This window comes from Pseudomonas sp. MYb327 (genome assembly GCF_040438925.1).
GTDB lineage: Bacteria > Pseudomonadota > Gammaproteobacteria > Pseudomonadales > Pseudomonadaceae > Aquipseudomonas.
Genome location: NZ_CP159258.1, coordinates 4449317 through 4467500, shown reverse-complemented (window position 1 = coordinate 4467500; position 18184 = coordinate 4449317). Strand labels below are relative to the sequence as shown.

The following is an 18184-nucleotide window of genomic DNA, read 5'->3' as shown; positions in this document are numbered from 1 at the left end:
GAGGTTGGCTTAGAAGCAGCCACCCTTTAAAGAAAGCGTAATAGCTCACTAGTCGAGTCGGCCTGCGCGGAAGATGTAACGGGGCTCAAACCATACACCGAAGCTACGGGTATCACTTAGGTGATGCGGTAGAGGAGCGTTCTGTAAGCCTGTGAAGGTGAGTTGAGAAGCTTGCTGGAGGTATCAGAAGTGCGAATGCTGACATGAGTAACGACAATGGGTGTGAAAAACACCCACGCCGAAAGACCAAGGTTTCCTGCGCAACGTTAATCGACGCAGGGTTAGTCGGTCCCTAAGGCGAGGCTGAAAAGCGTAGTCGATGGAAAACAGGTTAATATTCCTGTACTTCTGGTTATTGCGATGGAGGGACGGAGAAGGCTAGGCCAGCTTGGCGTTGGTTGTCCAAGTTTAAGGTGGTAGGCTGGAATCTTAGGTAAATCCGGGATTCTAAGGCCGAGAGCTGATGACGAGTTACCCTTTGGGTGACGAAGTGGTTGATGCCATGCTTCCAAGAAAAGCTTCTAAGCTTCAGGTAACCAGGAACCGTACCCCAAACCGACACAGGTGGTTGGGTAGAGAATACCAAGGCGCTTGAGAGAACTCGGGTGAAGGAACTAGGCAAAATGGCACCGTAACTTCGGGAGAAGGTGCGCCGGTGAGGGTGAAGCATTTACTGCGTAAGCCCACGCCGGTCGAAGATACCAGGCCGCTGCGACTGTTTATTAAAAACACAGCACTCTGCAAACACGAAAGTGGACGTATAGGGTGTGACGCCTGCCCGGTGCCGGAAGGTTAATTGATGGGGTTAGCTAACGCGAAGCTCTTGATCGAAGCCCCGGTAAACGGCGGCCGTAACTATAACGGTCCTAAGGTAGCGAAATTCCTTGTCGGGTAAGTTCCGACCTGCACGAATGGCGTAACGATGGCGGCGCTGTCTCCACCCGAGACTCAGTGAAATTGAAATCGCTGTGAAGATGCAGTGTATCCGCGGCTAGACGGAAAGACCCCGTGAACCTTTACTATAGCTTTGCACTGGACTTTGAATTTGCTTGTGTAGGATAGGTGGGAGGCTTTGAAGCGTGGACGCCAGTTCGCGTGGAGCCATCCTTGAAATACCACCCTGGCAACTTTGAGGTTCTAACTCAGGTCCGTTATCCGGATCGAGGACAGTGTATGGTGGGTAGTTTGACTGGGGCGGTCTCCTCCTAAAGAGTAACGGAGGAGTACGAAGGTGCGCTCAGACCGGTCGGAAATCGGTCGTAGAGTATAAAGGCAAAAGCGCGCTTGACTGCGAGACAGACACGTCGAGCAGGTACGAAAGTAGGTCTTAGTGATCCGGTGGTTCTGTATGGAAGGGCCATCGCTCAACGGATAAAAGGTACTCCGGGGATAACAGGCTGATACCGCCCAAGAGTTCATATCGACGGCGGTGTTTGGCACCTCGATGTCGGCTCATCACATCCTGGGGCTGAAGCCGGTCCCAAGGGTATGGCTGTTCGCCATTTAAAGTGGTACGCGAGCTGGGTTTAGAACGTCGTGAGACAGTTCGGTCCCTATCTGCCGTGGACGTTTGAGATTTGAGAGGGGCTGCTCCTAGTACGAGAGGACCGGAGTGGACGAACCTCTGGTGTTCCGGTTGTCACGCCAGTGGCATTGCCGGGTAGCTATGTTCGGAATAGATAACCGCTGAAAGCATCTAAGCGGGAAACTAGCCTCAAGATGAGATCTCACTGGGACCTTGAGTCCCCTGAAGGGCCGTCGAAGACTACGACGTTGATAGGTTGGGTGTGTAAGCGCTGTGAGGCGTTGAGCTAACCAATACTAATTGCCCGTGAGGCTTGACCATATAACACCCAAGCAATTTGATCCTCCTCGTTGAAAAGACGAACGAGACCAGATTGCGGTGTGTGAAGACGAAACGAACCGAAAGTTCGACGCTTACAAAACACCGAAAGCTGTCACATACCCAATTTGCTGAAGCGAGGCCATTTGGTCACGACTCAGTACCCGAATTTCTTGACGACCATAGAGCATTGGAACCACCTGATCCCATCCCGAACTCAGCAGTGAAACGATGCATCGCCGATGGTAGTGTGGGGTTTCCCCATGTGAGAGTAGGTCATCGTCAAGATTAAATTCCGAAACCCCAATTGCGAAAGCAGTTGGGGTTTTGTTTTGTCCGCAGGAAAGTTCGTACAGCAATTCCGGACAGGTCCACGCTGTCACAGTCCCCCGACAATGCTAAGGTTCGGACCTAGCGTTTGTATTTTCCAAGGAAGTCTTTATGCCGGACGCAATGTCCCTTACTGCTGGTTTTATGGTGGTTCACGGCAACCGCCTGGACGAGTTGCGTAGCCTGGTGGTGAGTTGGATGCGACGCTATCCGCTGGCTCCCTTGGAAAATGAAATTGCACTGGTGCAGAGCAACGGTATTGCCCAATGGCTGAAGCTGGCACTCGCTGAAGATGCTGATGATGACGAAATGGGCGGTTGCGGAATCGCCGCCGCGATCGACGTACAGCTTCCCGGTAGCTTCATGTGGCAGCTGTACAGAATGCTGCTGGGACGTGACGAAATTCCGGTCAAGTCCTTGCTCGACAAAGCTCCGCTGACTTGGCGCCTGATGCGTCTGCTCCCGCAACTGATCAACCAGCCTTACTTCGAGCCTCTGCAGCGCTTCCTTACCAATGATCCCGATTTGCGCAAACGCTATCAGTTGGCTGAACGACTGGCGGATCTGTTCGACCAATATCAGGTCTACAGGGCCGACTGGCTCGAAGACTGGGCGGAAGGTCGGCATCAATTACGCAATGGCAGAGGTGAAGCCAAGCCGTTGACTCCGGCCAACTGTTGGCAGGCGGAACTGTGGCGCGCGCTGTTGCTGGATGTCGGTGAAGCAGGCATGGCGCAAAGCCGCGCCGGCGTACATCAACGATTTATCGAACGCATAAACAGCCTGGAAGTTGCCCCGATTGGGTTACCTTCACGGGTGATCGTTTTCGGGATTTCCTCTCTGCCTGCCCAAGCGCTGGAAGCGCTGGCCGGTTTAGCTCGATTCAGTCAGGTTCTGCTGTGCGTGCATAACCCGTGTCGCCACCATTGGGCCGACATCGTCGCCGATAAAGATCTGCTCCGGCATCAATACAAGCGACAGGCTCGCAAGAGCGGTATGCCTTTCGTGCTAGACCCTCAAACCCTGCATCAGCATGCGCATCCGCTGCTGGCTGCATGGGGCAAGCAAGGGCGGGACTACATCAATCTGCTTGACAGCTACGACGATCCCAACAGTTATCGCTCGGCCTTTCGCGACGGGCGAATTGACCTGTTCAGTGAAAGCCAGCCATTGAACATGCTCAATCAGTTGCAGGATGACATCCTTGAGTTGCGTCCCCTGAGCGAGACTCGGGAGCGTTGGCCGGGCGTTGATTTGGAAAAGGATATGTCGATTCGCTTCCAAGTCGCTCATAGCGCCCAGCGTGAAGTCGAAATTCTTCACGATCAGTTGCTCGCGCGCTTCGGCGCCGATCCGCAGTTGCGCCCTCGCGATGTGATCGTCATGGTCCCGGACATCGATAGCTACGCACCGCATATTCGGGCGGTGTTCGGTCAGCTTGAACGCAACGATCCGCGATTCATTCCTTTCACGCTGGCTGACCAAGGCCAGCGCGGGCGTGATCCATTACTAATCGCTGTCGAACATTTGCTCAAGCTGCCTGACAGCCGTTTTCCTGTCAGCGAGATTCTCGATCTGCTGGACGTTCCGGCACTGCGCGCTCGTTTTGGCGTGGAGGAGCGTGATCGTCCGACTCTCCACCGCTGGATCGAAGGGGCGGGCATTCGTTGGGGTATGAATGCCGAGCAGCGAGCGAACCTCGGCTTGCCTGAGGCACTGGAGCAAAACAGTTGGCGTTTTGGTCTGCGTCGGATGTTGCTCGGTTATGCCGTTGGCAGCGCCAGTGCATGTGAAGGCATCGAACCTTACGACGAGATCGGTGGTCTGGATGCGGCGCTCATCGGTCCGTTGGTAGCACTGCTGGATGCGCTCGAAGTTACCCACTACGAACTCACTCAACCGGCATCGCCCCAGCAATGGAGCTTGCGACTGCAAACATTGATGTCTCTGTTCTTCCAGGCCAGTAACGAACATGACGACCTCCTCCTGACCCAGCTGGAAGAATTGCGTGAGTCCTGGCTCGAGAATTGTGAGTCAGTAGGCTTGCAGGACAAACTGCCACTGACCGTAGTCCGGGAAGCCTGGCTTGCCGGTCTTGATCAGGGCCGCTTGTCTCAGCGCTTCCTGGCGGGCGCCGTCAACTTCTGCACCTTGATGCCGATGCGAGCGATCCCGTTCAAACTGGTCTGTTTGCTTGGAATGAATGACGGCGACTACCCGCGAGCGCAGCCGCCACTGGACTTTGACCTGATGGGCAGCGACTACCGCCCTGGTGATCGCTCGCGACGCGAGGATGATCGATATCTGTTGCTGGAGGCTTTGCTGTCGGCCCGTGATCAGCTGTATATCAGCTGGGTCGGCCGTAGCATTCGTGACAACAGCGAGCGCCCGGCATCGGTTCTTATCGGCCAGTTACGTGATCACCTGGCCAGCGGCTGGCGATTAATCGATCCCGATATGGACATTCTTGAGGCCATTACCCAGGACCATCCTCTGCAACCTTTCAGCGCTCGTTACTTCCATGAAGGCGATGATCTGTTCAGTTACGCCAATGAGTGGCAAGCGCTTCATCGAGACGCCGCGCGCGCCGCTGACATAAAAATCCTGGATGCCCACGCTCAGGAAGAACCATTGAGTCTCGGCCAGCTACAGGATTTCCTGCGCAACCCGGTGCGACATTTTTTCAGTCAGCGGTTGAAGGTGTTCTTTGAGGTTGCCGAAGTACCTTTAGCTGATGAAGAGCCGTTTGTACTCGACGCGTTGCAACGCTATAGCCTGAGCCAGAGCTTGCTTGAAGCGGCACTGGCAGATATGGATGACACTGATCAGGCGTTAATGGCGCAGGCCAGACGCTTGCAAAACAGTGGGCTGTTACCCATGGCCGGATTTGGAGAAAGTCTTCAGCGCGAGTTGATTGAGCCATTACCGGATTTGCTTCAGCGTTATCAACAGCTAATAGCCCTGTGGCCAACGCTACTTACCAGTGCCCTGCCGGTAAGTCTGGAGCTGCATGCCCTGCGTCTCGAGGGTTGGCTGAGCGGTCTGCGTCAACGCGCGGATGGTGGTTTGCTGTCCGTCACAACAATCCCCAACAGCATCGGTTCAATCAAGGCTCGCAAGTGGCATCGATTGACGCGACCGTGGGTAATTCATCTGGTTGCTTGCGCCAGCGGTATGGCGTTGACCACGGCGTTGGTGGCCAGTGACGACAGCCTGATACTCGCGCCGATCGAAGAAGATTCAGCCTTGCGGGTACTGGGCGACCTGCTTTTAGCCTGGCAATCGGGCATGCGCCAACCGCTGCCGGTTGCAGTCAAGACCGCCTTCGCCTGGTTAGGTCAAACCGATCCGATTAAAGCCGAAGCGGCTGCCCGTAAAGCCTACGAAGGCGATGGAATCACCATGGACGGTGAACGTCGCGAAAGTGTGGCGCTCGCTCGCCAATTTGCCGATTACGCTGCGCTGACCGCTGACGAGACATTCGCCGATTGGTGCGACGCTCTGTATCGACCACTGCTTGAGGCCTCTTGGCGTTCCATGTCCAGCGAGGAGCCGCGCTCATGACCAGCAAAACACCATTGGCGCTGGCATTCCCTCTGCGCGGCAGTCAGCTGATTGAAGCCAGCGCCGGGACCGGCAAGACGTTTACCATTTCAGCGCTGTATCTCCGCCTTGTCCTGGGACACGGTGGGGAGCCCAGTGGTTTCGGGCGTGAGCTGCTTCCACCGCAAATCCTCGTTGTGACGTTTACCGATGCCGCTACCAAAGAATTGCGCGAGCGTATACGGACCCGCCTGGCGGAAGCTGCGAGATTTTTCCGCGATGAAACACCGGCACCGGACGGTCTGATTGCCGAACTGCGTGAACAGTATTTGCCTGAGCAGTGGTCCGGTTGCGCAAACCGCTTGGACATCGCCGCGCAGTGGATGGATGAGGCCGCCGTTTCGACCATCCACAGCTGGTGCCAGCGCATGTTGCGCGAACACGCATTTGACAGTGGCAGCCTGTTTACCCAAACCCTCGAAACAGATCACAGCGATTTGCTCGGTGAAGTCCTTCGCGATTACTGGCGATTGTTTTGCTATCCGATGCAAGACGACGCATTGAACTGGGTACGCAGCAATTGGGGCGGGCCGGCAGCATTGTTACCGCGAGTTCGAGGGTTGTTCGCCAGCGAGCGTGACAGTGTTGAAGGTAAAGAGCCTGCTGAGTTGATCACTGAGTGTTTACAGGAGCGGCGGGCCGCGTTGCTTGAGCTCAAAATGCCTTGGCGCCAGTGGGCGGACGAGCTGCTTGCCCTATGTCATGAGGGTGTCGCCAGCAAGAGCGTCGATGGGCGCAAGATGCAGCCGCGTTATTTCGAGCCATGGTTCGAGAAAATCAAAGCCTGGGCCGAAGACGAATCCCTCGAGCAACTGGATATCGGTACCGGCTTCACGCGCCTGACGCCCGATGGTTTCGCTGAAGCCTGGAAGAAAGGCGAAGTGCCGACTCATCCCGGCCTGGACGCAATGCCCGGCCTGAAAATCAGTCTTGATGAGCTACCAAGTCCCGATGCGGCAGTGTTGCGACACGCCGCCCATTGGGTAGGCGCGCGATTTGAAGAAGAAAAACGTCGCCGCGCGGAAATGGGCTTCGACGACATGTTGCTGCGTCTCGATGCAGCTTTGCAATCCGAGGGCGGCGAGCGTCTGGCTACCTTGATCCGCGAGCAGTTTCCGGTGGCGCTGATCGACGAATTCCAGGACACAGATCCGGTGCAATACCGGATTTTCGAGAGCATCTACCGCATTGAAGAAAACAATCCCGAGAGTGGCCTGTTCCTGATCGGCGATCCGAAACAGGCGATCTATGCCTTCCGCGGCGCTGACATTTATACCTATCTGCGCGCCCGCCAGGCGACCACTGGCCGCTTGCACACCCTGGGTACCAACTTCCGTTCCAGTCATGGCATGGTCAAAGCCGTGAACCATGTCTTCGAGCGTGCCGAGGCGAGCGAGGCCGGGCGCGGGGCCTTCCTGTTCCGGGAGCAGAACGGCGATAACCCCGTACCATTTCTGGCCGTGGAGTCGCAGGGGCGCAAAGAAGTTCTGCGCATTGATGGTCAGGTCGTACCCGCGCTGAATATCTGGCATTTGTCCACCGAGCAGCCTTTGTCCGGCGCGACTTACCGCCAGCAACTGGCCGCCGCTTGCGCAAGTGAAATCACCGCGTTGCTGAATGCCGGACAACAGGGTCGTGCAGGTTTCGTGCAGGACGGCAAAGACCTCAAGGGCCTGCGGCCTGCGGACATTGCGATCCTGGTCCGTGATGGCAAGGAAGCTCAGGCGGTGCGGGCCGAACTCTCCGTCCGTGGTGTGCGAAGTGTTTATCTGTCGGATAAGGACTCGGTGTTCGCCGCTCAGGAAGCTCACGACGTACTGACGTGGCTCAAAGCCTGTGCCGAACCGGACGCCGAGCGACCACTGCGTGCCGCGCTGGCTTGCATCACGCTGAACTTGTCATTGCCGGAGCTGGAGCGACTCAATCAGGACGAACTGGCCTGGGAAGCACGGGTCATGCAGTTCCGCGGATATCGTGAACTGTGGCGCAAGCAGGGTGTGCTACCGATGCTGCGGCGCTTGCTGCATGACTTCCAGTTGCCCCAGGCACTGATTGCGCGAAACGATGGCGAGCGGGTGTTGACCAACTTGTTGCACTTGTCTGAATTGTTACAACAAGCCGCCGCCGAACTTGATGGCGAACAGGCGCTGATCCGGCATTTGTCCGAGCATCTGGCGTTGTCGGGCCAGGCTGGCGAAGAGCAGATCCTGCGTCTCGAGAGCGATGAACAACTGGTCAAGGTTGTGACCATCCATAAGTCCAAGGGGCTCGAATATCCCTTGGTTTTCCTGCCGTTCATATGCTCGTCGAAGCCGGTGGATGGCAGCCGTTTGCCGCTGCATTACCACGACGCAACGGGAAAGGCTCAGGTGACGCTGAACCCGACCGCCGAGTTGATTGCCCTGGCCGATGAGGAGCGTCTGGCCGAAGATCTGCGCTTGCTTTATGTTGCTCTGACACGCGCGCAACATGCCTGCTGGCTGGGTGTAACGGACCTCAAGCGTGGCAATAACAACAGCTCCATGCTGCACCTTTCGGCACTGGGTTATCTGTTGGGCGGCGGCGCGTCCTTGGCTGAGTCGGCTGGTTTGAAGCGATGGCTGGAAGACCTGCAGCAGGATTGCCCCGCACTGGGTTACGGTGAGTTGCCGGAAGCTACTGCTGAGATCTACCATCCACCGCAGAACGAAGCGGCGCTGCTTGCGCCGTTGATTCCGAAACGTAAGGTCAGCGAAAACTGGTGGATTGCCTCTTACAGTGCCTTGCGCATCAGCGACAGTCTGAGCATCGGCACTGATGAGGCACCGGAGAGCCCGCAGGCGCAAAAACTCTTCGATGACGAGCGTCTGGATCAGCAGGCTCCCCGAGAAATGTTAACTGGCGGTGCCGATATCCATCGATTCCCTCGTGGTCCAAATCCGGGCACTTTCCTCCATGGATTGCTCGAGTGGGCAGGCGACGAAGGTTTTGACGTCACGCCGCAAGCCGTGGAGGACGCCATTGCCCGTCGCTGCAATCGCCGTGGATGGGAAGGCTGGATAACCACACTGAGCGATTGGTTACAACATTTGCTCAAATGTCCTTTGACGGTCGGAGTCGGACAAGCCCCGGTGGTTTTCGAGCAATTGACCCAGTATCAGGTCGAAATGGAATTCTGGTTCGCCAGCCACAAGGTCGATGTGCTCAAGCTCGACGCCCTGGTGTGCCAGTTCACCCACAAAGGCGTGCCCCGTGTGGCTGCCGAACCGGTGTTGCTCAATGGCATGTTCAAGGGCTTCATCGACCTGACGTTCGAGCACGACGGCCGCTATTACGTCGCTGACTACAAATCCAACTGGCTCGGCGTCGACGATGCGTCTTACACCGAGCAGGCCATGGAACAGTCGATCCTCGATAACCGATATGACCTGCAATACGTACTGTACCTCCTGGCTCTGCATCGCCAACTCAAGGTCCGGCTTGCCGATTACGATTACGACCGACATGTCGGGGGCGCGTTGTACATCTTCCTGCGCGGTACGCGTGCGGCCAGTCAGGGCGTGTATTTCTCCCGTCCACCACGAGAGCTGATCGAAAGACTGGACCGAATGTTCCAGGGTAAGCCAGAGCCCAAGGCTGAACCCGCCTGGGAACAGGGAGTATTGCTATGAGACGCACCTTCGCCGAATTGCTATCGACGTCATTGGATTCCGATACCCCGAGGGATCTTGCGCCTTTGACTCGTGCTGACGACTTGCTGCTGTTGCTTGCGCGTTGGGTCGAGCGTGGCTGGCTGCGAGCACTGGACAAAGCCTTCGTGGCCTTTCTTCATGAACTGGCCCCGGACGATGATCCTTTGGTGCTGTTGGCGGCTGCATTAACCAGCCACCAATTGGGCCATGGGCATGTCTGCCTGGATTTGTTCGAGACACTCAAGGAGCCGGACTTCGCGCTGTCGCTGCCACCGGAAGGCGATCTGCAAAGTGGCGCAATGTTGCTGCCGTCGCAGTTGCTCGAAGTGCTGGACGGTGCTCATTGGTGCAAGGTACTGGCTTCCAGCCGTCTGGTCGCATTGGCGGCCGATGGGCGCGAAGGCGTGCAGCAGCGGCCATTGGTGTTGTCGGGCAAGCGCCTCTATCTGCGTCGCTACTGGACTTACGAGCGGCGGATCGACAACTCGTTGCGCCAACGTCTGACGGAGCATGAAGCAACGCCGGATGACTTGCCTCAACGCCTCACCGGTTTGTTCGGTCCGGTCAAATCCAGTGAGGTGATTGACTGGCAAAAACTCGCTTGTGCCATCGCCACACGTAGCGCCTTCAGCATCGTCACTGGCGGCCCGGGCACCGGCAAGACCACGACAGTTGTGCGCTTGCTCGCCTTGCTTCAAGCGCCTGCGGTCGAAGCCGGCATGCCGCTGCGTATTCGTCTTGCCGCGCCGACCGGTAAAGCGGCGGCGCGGTTGACGGAGTCCATCAGTCAGCAAGTACGCACACTGAAAGTCACTGACGCCATACGCAACAAAATCCCGTCTGAAGTCACTACTGTCCACCGTCTGCTCGGCAGCCGCCCCGGGACGCGACATTTCCGGCATCACGCCGGAAATCGTTTGCCGCTGGATGTGCTGGTGGTGGATGAAGCCTCGATGATTGACCTGGAAATGATGGCCAATCTGCTCGACGCGCTACCCGTCCACGCGCGTCTTGTGTTGCTCGGGGACAAGGACCAATTGGCCTCGGTGGAAGCCGGCGCCGTGCTGGGTGATCTGTGTCGCGACGCCGAGGCCGGATGGTACAACCCGCAGACACGCGAGTGGCTGGAAACGGTCAGCGGCGAAAACCTGGAAGCCAGTGGCTTGCAGGAAGACACCCAAGGCACTCATCCCTTGGCTCAGCAGGTGGTGATGCTGCGCCACTCGCGACGATTCGGCGAAGGCAGCGGCATTGGTCAACTGGCGCGCTGGGTCAACCAGCAGCACCCTGAGGAAGCTCGAAAATTATTGGCGGCTCGAAGCCATGACGACGTGTTTTCCTTATCCCTCAAGAACGAACAGGATCGGGCTCTGGAGCGCTTGTTACTAGAAGGCCATGGTGAAGGGCCGCAGGGTTATCGGCATTACCTGAGTGTGCTGCGCAATCAGCGACCACCTCTCGACAGTCCGCTCAATAACACGTGTTGGATGGATTGGGCGCGGGAAGTACTCAAAGCCTTCGACGCTTTTCAGTTGCTGTGCGCTGTGCGCAAAGGGCCGTGGGGCGTGGAAGGCTTGAACCAGCGAGTGACCGACGCGTTGCTGAAGGCTCGCCTGATCGATAGCGACCAGCAATGGTACGAGGGGCGGCCGGTGCTGATGACGCGCAACGACTATGGCTTGGGCCTGATGAATGGCGACATCGGCATTGCGCTGAAACTTCCGGAACGGGATGGACCTGACGCTGGCAAGCAGGTTCTTCGAGTGGCGTTTCCGCGCAACGACGGGCAGGGCGGGGTGCGTTTCGTCCTGCCGAGCCGACTCAACGACGTTGAAACGGTGTACGCCATGACCGTGCATAAATCCCAGGGCTCGGAATTCACCCACACAGCTTTGATCCTGCCTGATGCCTTGAACCCAGTGCTCACCAAGGAGCTGATCTATACCGGAATAACCCGGGCCAAGGACTGGTTCACCTTGATCGAGCCGCGTGCAGGCGTATTTGAAGAGACGGTCAGGCGCAAGGTCAAACGCTTGAGCGGACTGATGCTGGAGCTGAGCGCCGATTAATCGGCGAACAGCATCTCTCGACTTTCACCCATTAACAGGCGCTGATTCTGCTCAGTCACCGCGCGGATGTAATCCCACAACAACGTGATCCGCTTGAGCTTGCGCAGGTCTTCGCGGCAGTACATCCAGAACTGTCGAGTGATGTTGATCTCTTGCGGCAGCACCGGCAGCAGGCGTGGGTCCTGCGCGGCAAGGAAGCATGGCAGGATCGCCAGCGACCGTCCTTGCTGCGCCGCCACGAACTGCGCGATCACGCTGGTGCTGCGCAGATTGGCGCTGGCGCCGGGCAGCACGTTCGCCAGGTACAGCAGCTCCGAGCTGAACGCCAGATCATCCACATAACTGATGAAGGAATGTTTGCCCAAGTCTGCCGGGCGGCGGATGGCCGGGTGTTTGTCGAGGTAGTCCTGGGTCGCATACAGCTGCAAGCGATAGTCCGTCAGTTTGCAGCACACGTAGGGCCCGTGTTCCGGGCGCTCCAGGGCGATGACGATGTCCGCCTCGCGCTTGGACAGACTGATGAAGTGCGGCAACGGCAGGATATCCACCGAGATCGCCGGGTAGGCGTCGACGAAGTGACTCAACTGCGGCGTGATGAAGAAGCTGCCGAAACCCTCGGTGCAGCCCATCCGCACGTGGCCGGACAAGGCCACTCCGGAACCGGAAACCTGCTCGCAGGCCATGTGCAGCGTGCTTTCGATCGACTCGGCGTAACCCAACAATCGCTGGCCCTCGGCGGTCAGGACGAAACCGCTGGTCCGGGATTTTTCGAACAGCAAAGTCCCCAGTGAAGCTTCCAGCGAACTGATGCGCCGCGACACGGTGGTGTAGTCGACCGCCAGGCGTTTGGCCGCAGTGCTGGCCTTGCGGGTCCGGGCGACTTCAAGGAAAAACTTGAGGTCGTCCCAGTTCAGGGAGCCTAAAGAGGTGATGTTTTTTTGCATGATGGACCGGCTTTTATGTGCGTTCTTATTAGAAGTTTGCACATCTATACTCCAAAAACAGTCCGACAACCAATTCGCGACACACGTCTCATCGCAAGGCGACTTTCTCGCCTTGGCTCTCTAGATAACAACAAGTCCAGGAGACCCACATGAACGCTTCGCTCACGCCTAACGAAACCCCCACCGAAATTGAGGCGCAAAAGGTCAAGCTGCTGATCGATGGTCAGTGGGTCGAATCCCAGTCCACCGAGTGGCACGACATCATCAACCCGGCCACCCAGCAAGTGCTGGCCAAGGTGCCATTTGCCACTCACGAAGAAGTCGACGCCGCGATCAGTGCCGCCCATCGCGCCTTCCAGACCTGGAAGCTGACGCCGATCGGCGCGCGGATGCGCATCATGCTCAAGTTGCAGGCGTTGATTCGCGAACATTCCAAACGCATCGCCATCGTGCTCAGCAACGAGCAGGGCAAAACCATTGCCGACGCGGAGGGCGATATTTTCCGTGGCCTGGAAGTGGTCGAGCACGCTTGCTCCATCGGCAGCCTGCAAATGGGCGAGTTCGCTGAAAACGTCGCCGGTGGTGTCGACACGTACACGCTGCGTCAACCGATCGGCGTTTGCGCCGGTATCACCCCGTTCAACTTCCCGGCGATGATTCCGCTGTGGATGTTCCCGATGGCCATCGCCTGCGGCAACACCTTCGTTCTCAAACCGTCCGAACAAGACCCGATGTCGACCATGTTGCTGGTGGAACTGGCCATCGAGGCCGGGGTTCCGGCGGGCGTGCTCAACGTCGTGCACGGCGGCAAGGATGTGGTGGACGCACTCTGCACCCACAAAGACATCAAGGCTGTTTCGTTCGTTGGTTCTACGGCGGTCGGTACTCACGTTTACGATCTGGCCGGCAAACACGGCAAGCGCGTGCAATCGATGATGGGCGCCAAGAACCACGCCGTGGTTCTGCCGGATGCCAACCGTGAGCAAGCGCTGAATGCGCTGGTGGGTGCCGGTTTCGGCGCGGCCGGTCAACGTTGCATGGCGACTTCGGTGGTGGTGCTGGTGGGGGCGGCCAAGCAGTGGCTGCCGGACCTCAAGGCGCTGGCGCAGAAACTCAAGGTCAATGCCGGCAGCGAGGCGGGCACCGACGTAGGGCCGGTGATCTCGAAAAAAGCCAAGGCACGGATTCTCGATCTGATTGAAAGCGGCATCAAGGAAGGCGCCAAACTGGAGCTGGACGGTCGAGACATCACGGTTGCGGGTTACGAGCAAGGCAACTTTGTCGGCCCGACCCTGTTCTCCGGTGTGACCACCGACATGCAGATCTACACCCAGGAAATCTTCGGCCCGGTGCTAGTGGTTCTTGAGGTCAATACCCTCGATGAGGCAATAGCGCTGGTCAACGCCAACCCGTTCGGCAACGGCACGGGCCTGTTCACCCAGAGCGGTGCGGCGGCGCGTAAATTCCAGACCGAAATCGACGTCGGCCAAGTGGGTATCAACATCCCGATTCCAGTGCCGGTGCCGTTCTTCAGCTTCACCGGTTCCCGTGGTTCGAAACTTGGCGACCTCGGCCCGTATGGCAAGCAAGTGGTGCAGTTCTACACTCAGACCAAGACTGTCACCAGTCGCTGGTTCGATGACGACAGCGTCAATGACGGTGTGAACACCACCATCAACTTGCGTTAAGGAGCCGGACATGAAAATTGCTTTTATCGGTCTCGGCAACATGGGCGCGCCGATGGCGCGCAACCTGATCAAGGCCGGGCACACATTGCGCCTGGTTGACCTGAATAAAACCGTGCTGGCGGAGCTGGAGCAACTGGGCGGCAGCATCAGTGCATCGGCCCGTGAGGCGGCTGACGGGGCCGAGTTGGTAATCACCATGCTGCCGGCCGCTGTGCACGTGCGCAGCGTCTGGCTGGGTGAGGACGGCGTGCTCGCCGGCATCGGCAAAGGCGTGCCGGCCGTGGATTGCAGCACCATCGATCCGCAGACCGCGCGTGACGTCGCCGCTGCTGCTGCCAAGCAGGGTGTGGCGATGGCTGATGCGCCGGTCTCCGGCGGCACGGGCGGTGCAGCGGCCGGGACGTTGACCTTCATGGTTGGCGCCACCGCGGAACTGTTCGCCACCCTGCAACCGGTGCTGGCGCAGATGGGCCGTAACATCGTCCATTGTGGTGAAGTCGGTACCGGGCAGATCGCCAAGATCTGCAACAACCTGCTGCTGGGGATTTCCATGGTGGGCGTCAGTGAAGCCATGGCCCTGGGCGATGCCCTGGGTATCGATACCAAAGTGCTGGCGGGCATCATCAATAGCTCCACCGGGCGTTGCTGGAGTTCGGAAATGTACAACCCGTGGCCGGGCATCGTCGAAACGGCGCCTGCGTCGCGCGGTTACACCGGCGGTTTTGGGGCTGAATTGATGCTCAAGGATCTGGGGCTGGCGACGGAAGCGGCGCGTCAGGCTCACCAACCGGTGGTGCTCGGCGCGGTGGCGCAGCAGTTGTATCAGGCGATGAGTTTGCGTGGGGAAGGCGGGAATGACTTCTCGGCGATCATCAATAGCTATCGCAAACCCCGATAGGGCTTGTAGCGAGCGAACTCCCTCGCCACAGGGATAAGCCTGTACGTCAGGATATTTACCGGGAAACCACGTTGAGTGATTTCCCGGTTTTTTTATCAGGCAAACACGAAATATTTGCGCACGGTTTCCACCACTTCCCACGTACCTTTCATGCCGGGCTCAATGACGAAAATGTCACCGGCGCGCAGGTGGATCGGCTCTTTTCCTTCAGGGGTGATGATGCAGTACCCCTCGCGGAAGTCGCAGTATTCCCACTTCACGTATTCGACGTACCACTTGCCCGGCGTGCAGATCCAGGTGCCCATGATCTTGCTGCCATCTTCGCTGGTGTAGGCGTTGAGGTTGACGGTGTGCGGGTCGCCTTCGAGTTTTTCCCATTTGCAGGCATCGAGTACGGGCAGCGGATGAGTGTCGCGAAGTACGGTGATCGGTGCGGTCATGATGACTCCGGGCAGTGGGTTCAAGAACTGAAGTCGAACCCTATAGCGCCCATCCACCGTCCAGTTGTCTGTAGTCGACATTGAGCTGCTCAGAAACGCGCGGTCATCTGGCGCGCCCAATAAAAACGCCCCGGCATTCATCGAATGTCGGGGCGTTTTTTATTGCGGGGTTATTCGGCTACTGGCAGGTTCCGGTGCCTGGCCATGCGTAACCGGTAGCAACCGTAAATGAACAACACCCATACCGGCATGGCGTACACCGAGGCGCGTACCGGCGGAATCATCCAGATGACGCAGATGATCACGGCCATGAACAGCAGGCACAGGTAATTGGTGTACGGCGACCAGAAGGCCTTGAAGCCTGGCACGACGCCGCGCTGGGCCATGGCCTTGCGAAACTTCAGGTGCGTCAGGCTGATCAGCGCCCAGTTGATCATCAACGAAGCGACCACCAGGGCGAACAGCAGCTCAAGCGCTTCATGGGGCGCCACATAGTTGACCAGCACGGCCAGCATGGTGATCAGCGCGGACACGCCCAGCGCACGAATCGGAACGCCCTGCTTGTTCAGTTTCATCAGCGACTTTGGCGCATCGCCCTGTTCGGCCAGGCCATAGAGCATGCGGCTGTTGCAGTAGACGCCGCTGTTGTAGACCGACAGCGCCGCAGTGAGCACCACGAAGTTGAGGATTTGCGCGGCGGTGTCGCTGCCGATCAGGGCGAAGATCTGCACAAACGGGCTGCCGCTGTAGGCATCGCCCGATGCGCCGAGCGTTTGCAGCAGTTGATCCCACGGATACAACGACAGCAGCACAGTGAGTGCGCCAACGTAGAAGATCAACACGCGGTAAACAACTTGGTTGATCGCCTTGGGAATGACTTTTCTCGGCTCGCTGGCTTCAGCCGCGGTGATGCCAACCAGTTCCAGGCCACCGAAAGAGAACATGATGAACGCCATCGCCATCAGCAAACCGCTGTAGCCGTTGGGGAAGAAACCGCCGTGGTCCCACAGGTTGCTCACCGACGCTTGCGGGCCGCCGGTGCCGCTGAACAGCATGTAGCAGCCCAGCGCGATCATGCCGACGATGGCCACGACCTTGATGATCGCGAACCAGAACTCCATCTCGCCGAAGATTTTCACGTTGAGCGTGTTGATCAGGTTGACCAGCACAAAGAACACCGCCGCGCTGACCCAGGTTGGCACTTCCGGCCACCAGAACTGAATGTATTTACCGACCGCCGTCAGCTCTGCCATGCCCACCAGCACATACAGTACCCAGTAGTTCCAGCCGGACAGGAAACCGGCAAAGCTGCCCCAGTAGTTGTGGGCGAAATGGCTGAACGAGCCGGCCACCGGTTCCTCGACAATCATCTCGCCCAACTGGCGCATGATCAGGAAGGCGATAAACCCGGCGATCGCATAGCCGAGGATCATCGAAGGCCCGGCGGATTTGAGCACCCCGGCGGAGCCCAGGAACAGCCCGGTGCCAATGGCTCCACCCAATGCGATCAGTTGAATATGTCGATTTTTCAACCCCCGCTTGAGTGTTGCCTGTTGCAAGATTTCGTCCGCCATCTGTTTCCCTTCTGCTTGTTGTGGTCAGGCCAGGTTTGAAAGGCGCGATTTTACTCTCGGTAAGCCTTTCGCAATACAGCTGAGCATAGGGTGGATTGTTGCTTTTCAAGGATTTTCGGTCTGCTTTGAGGTACGCAAGGCCTCGAACAGTGTCCTGGCATACCCAGGCAACTGGTCGAATGAGCGGGCGCACAGCAGCAATTTTCGCTGTGCCCAGTCCTCCTTCAGCATGAAGCTCTTGAATGATCGATCTTCGGCGCGGCGCTGGATCGCCGCCAACGGCACAATCGCCAGCCCGGCGCCGTGAGCGACCATGCGCATCACCGCGTCGAAGCCTTCGGCACGGATGCGGATTTGCATGCGAATACCTGCGTGCAGCGCCTGTTCTTCTAGATACACCGCTAGAGCGCTGTTGGCAGCCAACCCTACGTAATCGTGACGCAATGTATCGCTGAAGCTCGGTGACTCGCCGTCAGCCAAAGGGTGCCCGGGCGGCATGATCAGCACGAGGGGATCGTCGCAAAAGGGCAGGGTTTCCAGCGAGTGGGTGTCCACCGCATCGGAGATGATGCCAAGGTCGGCGGCACCCTCGCGCAAGGCATGAGTGATGCGCGCGCTGGGCCGTTCCTGTAAGTCGATGTCGAGGTTGGGGTGTTCTCGCAGGAAGTCGGCGAGCACCTCTGGCAGGTATTCGGTGATGGCCGTGGTATTGCACAACAATCGCACCTGGCCTTTGACGCCTTTGGCATATTCGGCCAGGTCCTGCTGCATGCGTTCGGCCTGTTGCAGTAGGACGCGGGCGTGTTGCGCCAGGGCTTTGCCGGCAGGCGTCGGTGTTACGCCGCGACGACCGCGCTCCAGGAAGTCCGTGCCGAGTGAAGATTCCATTGTGCGGACTCGTGCGCTCGCCGCTGCCAGCGACAGGTGGCTGCGAGCGGCGCCGGCGGTGATATTGCCGGTGTCGAGGATGTTCAGGTAGAGGCGCAGGTCGGTGAGGTCGAAGTGCATCGGTACAGCCTCGAGAGGTGTGTCGCCTGGACGGGCGCCATCGCGGGCAAGCCCGCTCCTACAGTGGTTCTGTGATCGACACAAAACTCATGTAGGAGCGGGCTTGCCCGCGATGG

Annotated in this window: 9 protein-coding genes and 2 rRNA genes (1 of these 11 only partly in view); 7 read left to right on the top strand and 4 right to left on the bottom strand. The window is 58.2% G+C overall.

Features of this window, described 5'->3' with window-relative positions; translation table 11 throughout:
* From ABVN21_RS20155 to recD, 5 genes are all read left to right on the top strand, one after another.
* A 23S ribosomal RNA gene (locus ABVN21_RS20155) occupies window positions 1-1846 on the top strand; it begins 1046 nt to the left of the window's first position.
* Between the two features lie 169 nt (window positions 1847-2015).
* Window positions 2016-2131: ribosomal RNA gene (rrf, locus tag ABVN21_RS20150) — 5S ribosomal RNA — on the top strand.
* A 153-nt stretch (window positions 2132-2284) separates the two neighbouring features.
* Window positions 2285-5737: an exodeoxyribonuclease V subunit gamma gene (gene recC, locus ABVN21_RS20145; protein ID WP_339554901.1), complete on the top strand. Its 3453-nt coding sequence runs from the start codon at window positions 2285-2287 to the stop codon at window positions 5735-5737.
* Window positions 5734-9426 carry an exodeoxyribonuclease V subunit beta gene (gene recB, locus ABVN21_RS20140; protein ID WP_339554902.1) on the top strand — a complete coding sequence of 1231 codons (3693 nt, stop codon included), beginning with the start codon at window positions 5734-5736 and terminating at the stop codon, window positions 9424-9426. The genes recC and recB overlap by 4 nt, the downstream gene beginning before the upstream one ends.
* On the top strand, window positions 9423-11516 hold the full coding sequence (gene recD / locus ABVN21_RS20135; RefSeq protein ID WP_339554903.1) for an exodeoxyribonuclease V subunit alpha: 2094 nt from the start codon (window positions 9423-9425) through the stop codon (window positions 11514-11516). Before recB ends, recD begins: the two co-directional genes overlap by 4 nt.
* On the opposite strand, the gene ABVN21_RS20130 is transcribed toward recD, so the two are convergent.
* Entirely contained in the window at window positions 11513-12460 is a 948-nt protein-coding gene (locus ABVN21_RS20130; protein WP_339554904.1) for a LysR family transcriptional regulator, read from the bottom strand. The two genes, recD and ABVN21_RS20130, sit on opposite strands and share 4 nt — an antisense overlap.
* A gap of 149 nt (window positions 12461-12609) precedes the next feature.
* Between ABVN21_RS20130 and ABVN21_RS20125 the strand changes: the two genes are divergently transcribed.
* Both ABVN21_RS20125 and mmsB read left to right on the top strand, forming a co-directional pair.
* On the top strand, window positions 12610-14148 hold the full coding sequence (locus ABVN21_RS20125; RefSeq protein WP_339554905.1) for a CoA-acylating methylmalonate-semialdehyde dehydrogenase: 1539 nt from the start codon (window positions 12610-12612) through the stop codon (window positions 14146-14148).
* Window positions 14149-14158: 10 nt separating this feature from the next.
* Complete coding sequence (mmsB, locus tag ABVN21_RS20120; RefSeq protein WP_339554906.1) at window positions 14159-15046, top strand: 3-hydroxyisobutyrate dehydrogenase; 888 nt, start codon at window positions 14159-14161, stop codon at window positions 15044-15046.
* A gap of 95 nt (window positions 15047-15141) precedes the next feature.
* Here the strand turns inward: mmsB and ABVN21_RS20115 are convergent, their stop codons facing one another.
* The 3 genes from ABVN21_RS20115 to ABVN21_RS20105 form a co-directional block, all read right to left on the bottom strand.
* Window positions 15142-15486, bottom strand: coding sequence for a cupin domain-containing protein (locus ABVN21_RS20115; protein ID WP_007946320.1), 345 nt, complete (start codon window positions 15484-15486; stop codon window positions 15142-15144).
* Between the two features lie 170 nt (window positions 15487-15656).
* Entirely contained in the window at window positions 15657-17060 is a 1404-nt protein-coding gene (locus tag ABVN21_RS20110; RefSeq protein ID WP_339554907.1) for an amino acid permease, read from the bottom strand.
* A gap of 105 nt (window positions 17061-17165) precedes the next feature.
* On the bottom strand, window positions 17166-18068 hold the full coding sequence (locus ABVN21_RS20105; protein ID WP_339554908.1) for a LysR substrate-binding domain-containing protein: 903 nt from the start codon (window positions 18066-18068) through the stop codon (window positions 17166-17168).
* Window positions 18069-18184 lie beyond the last annotated feature (116 nt).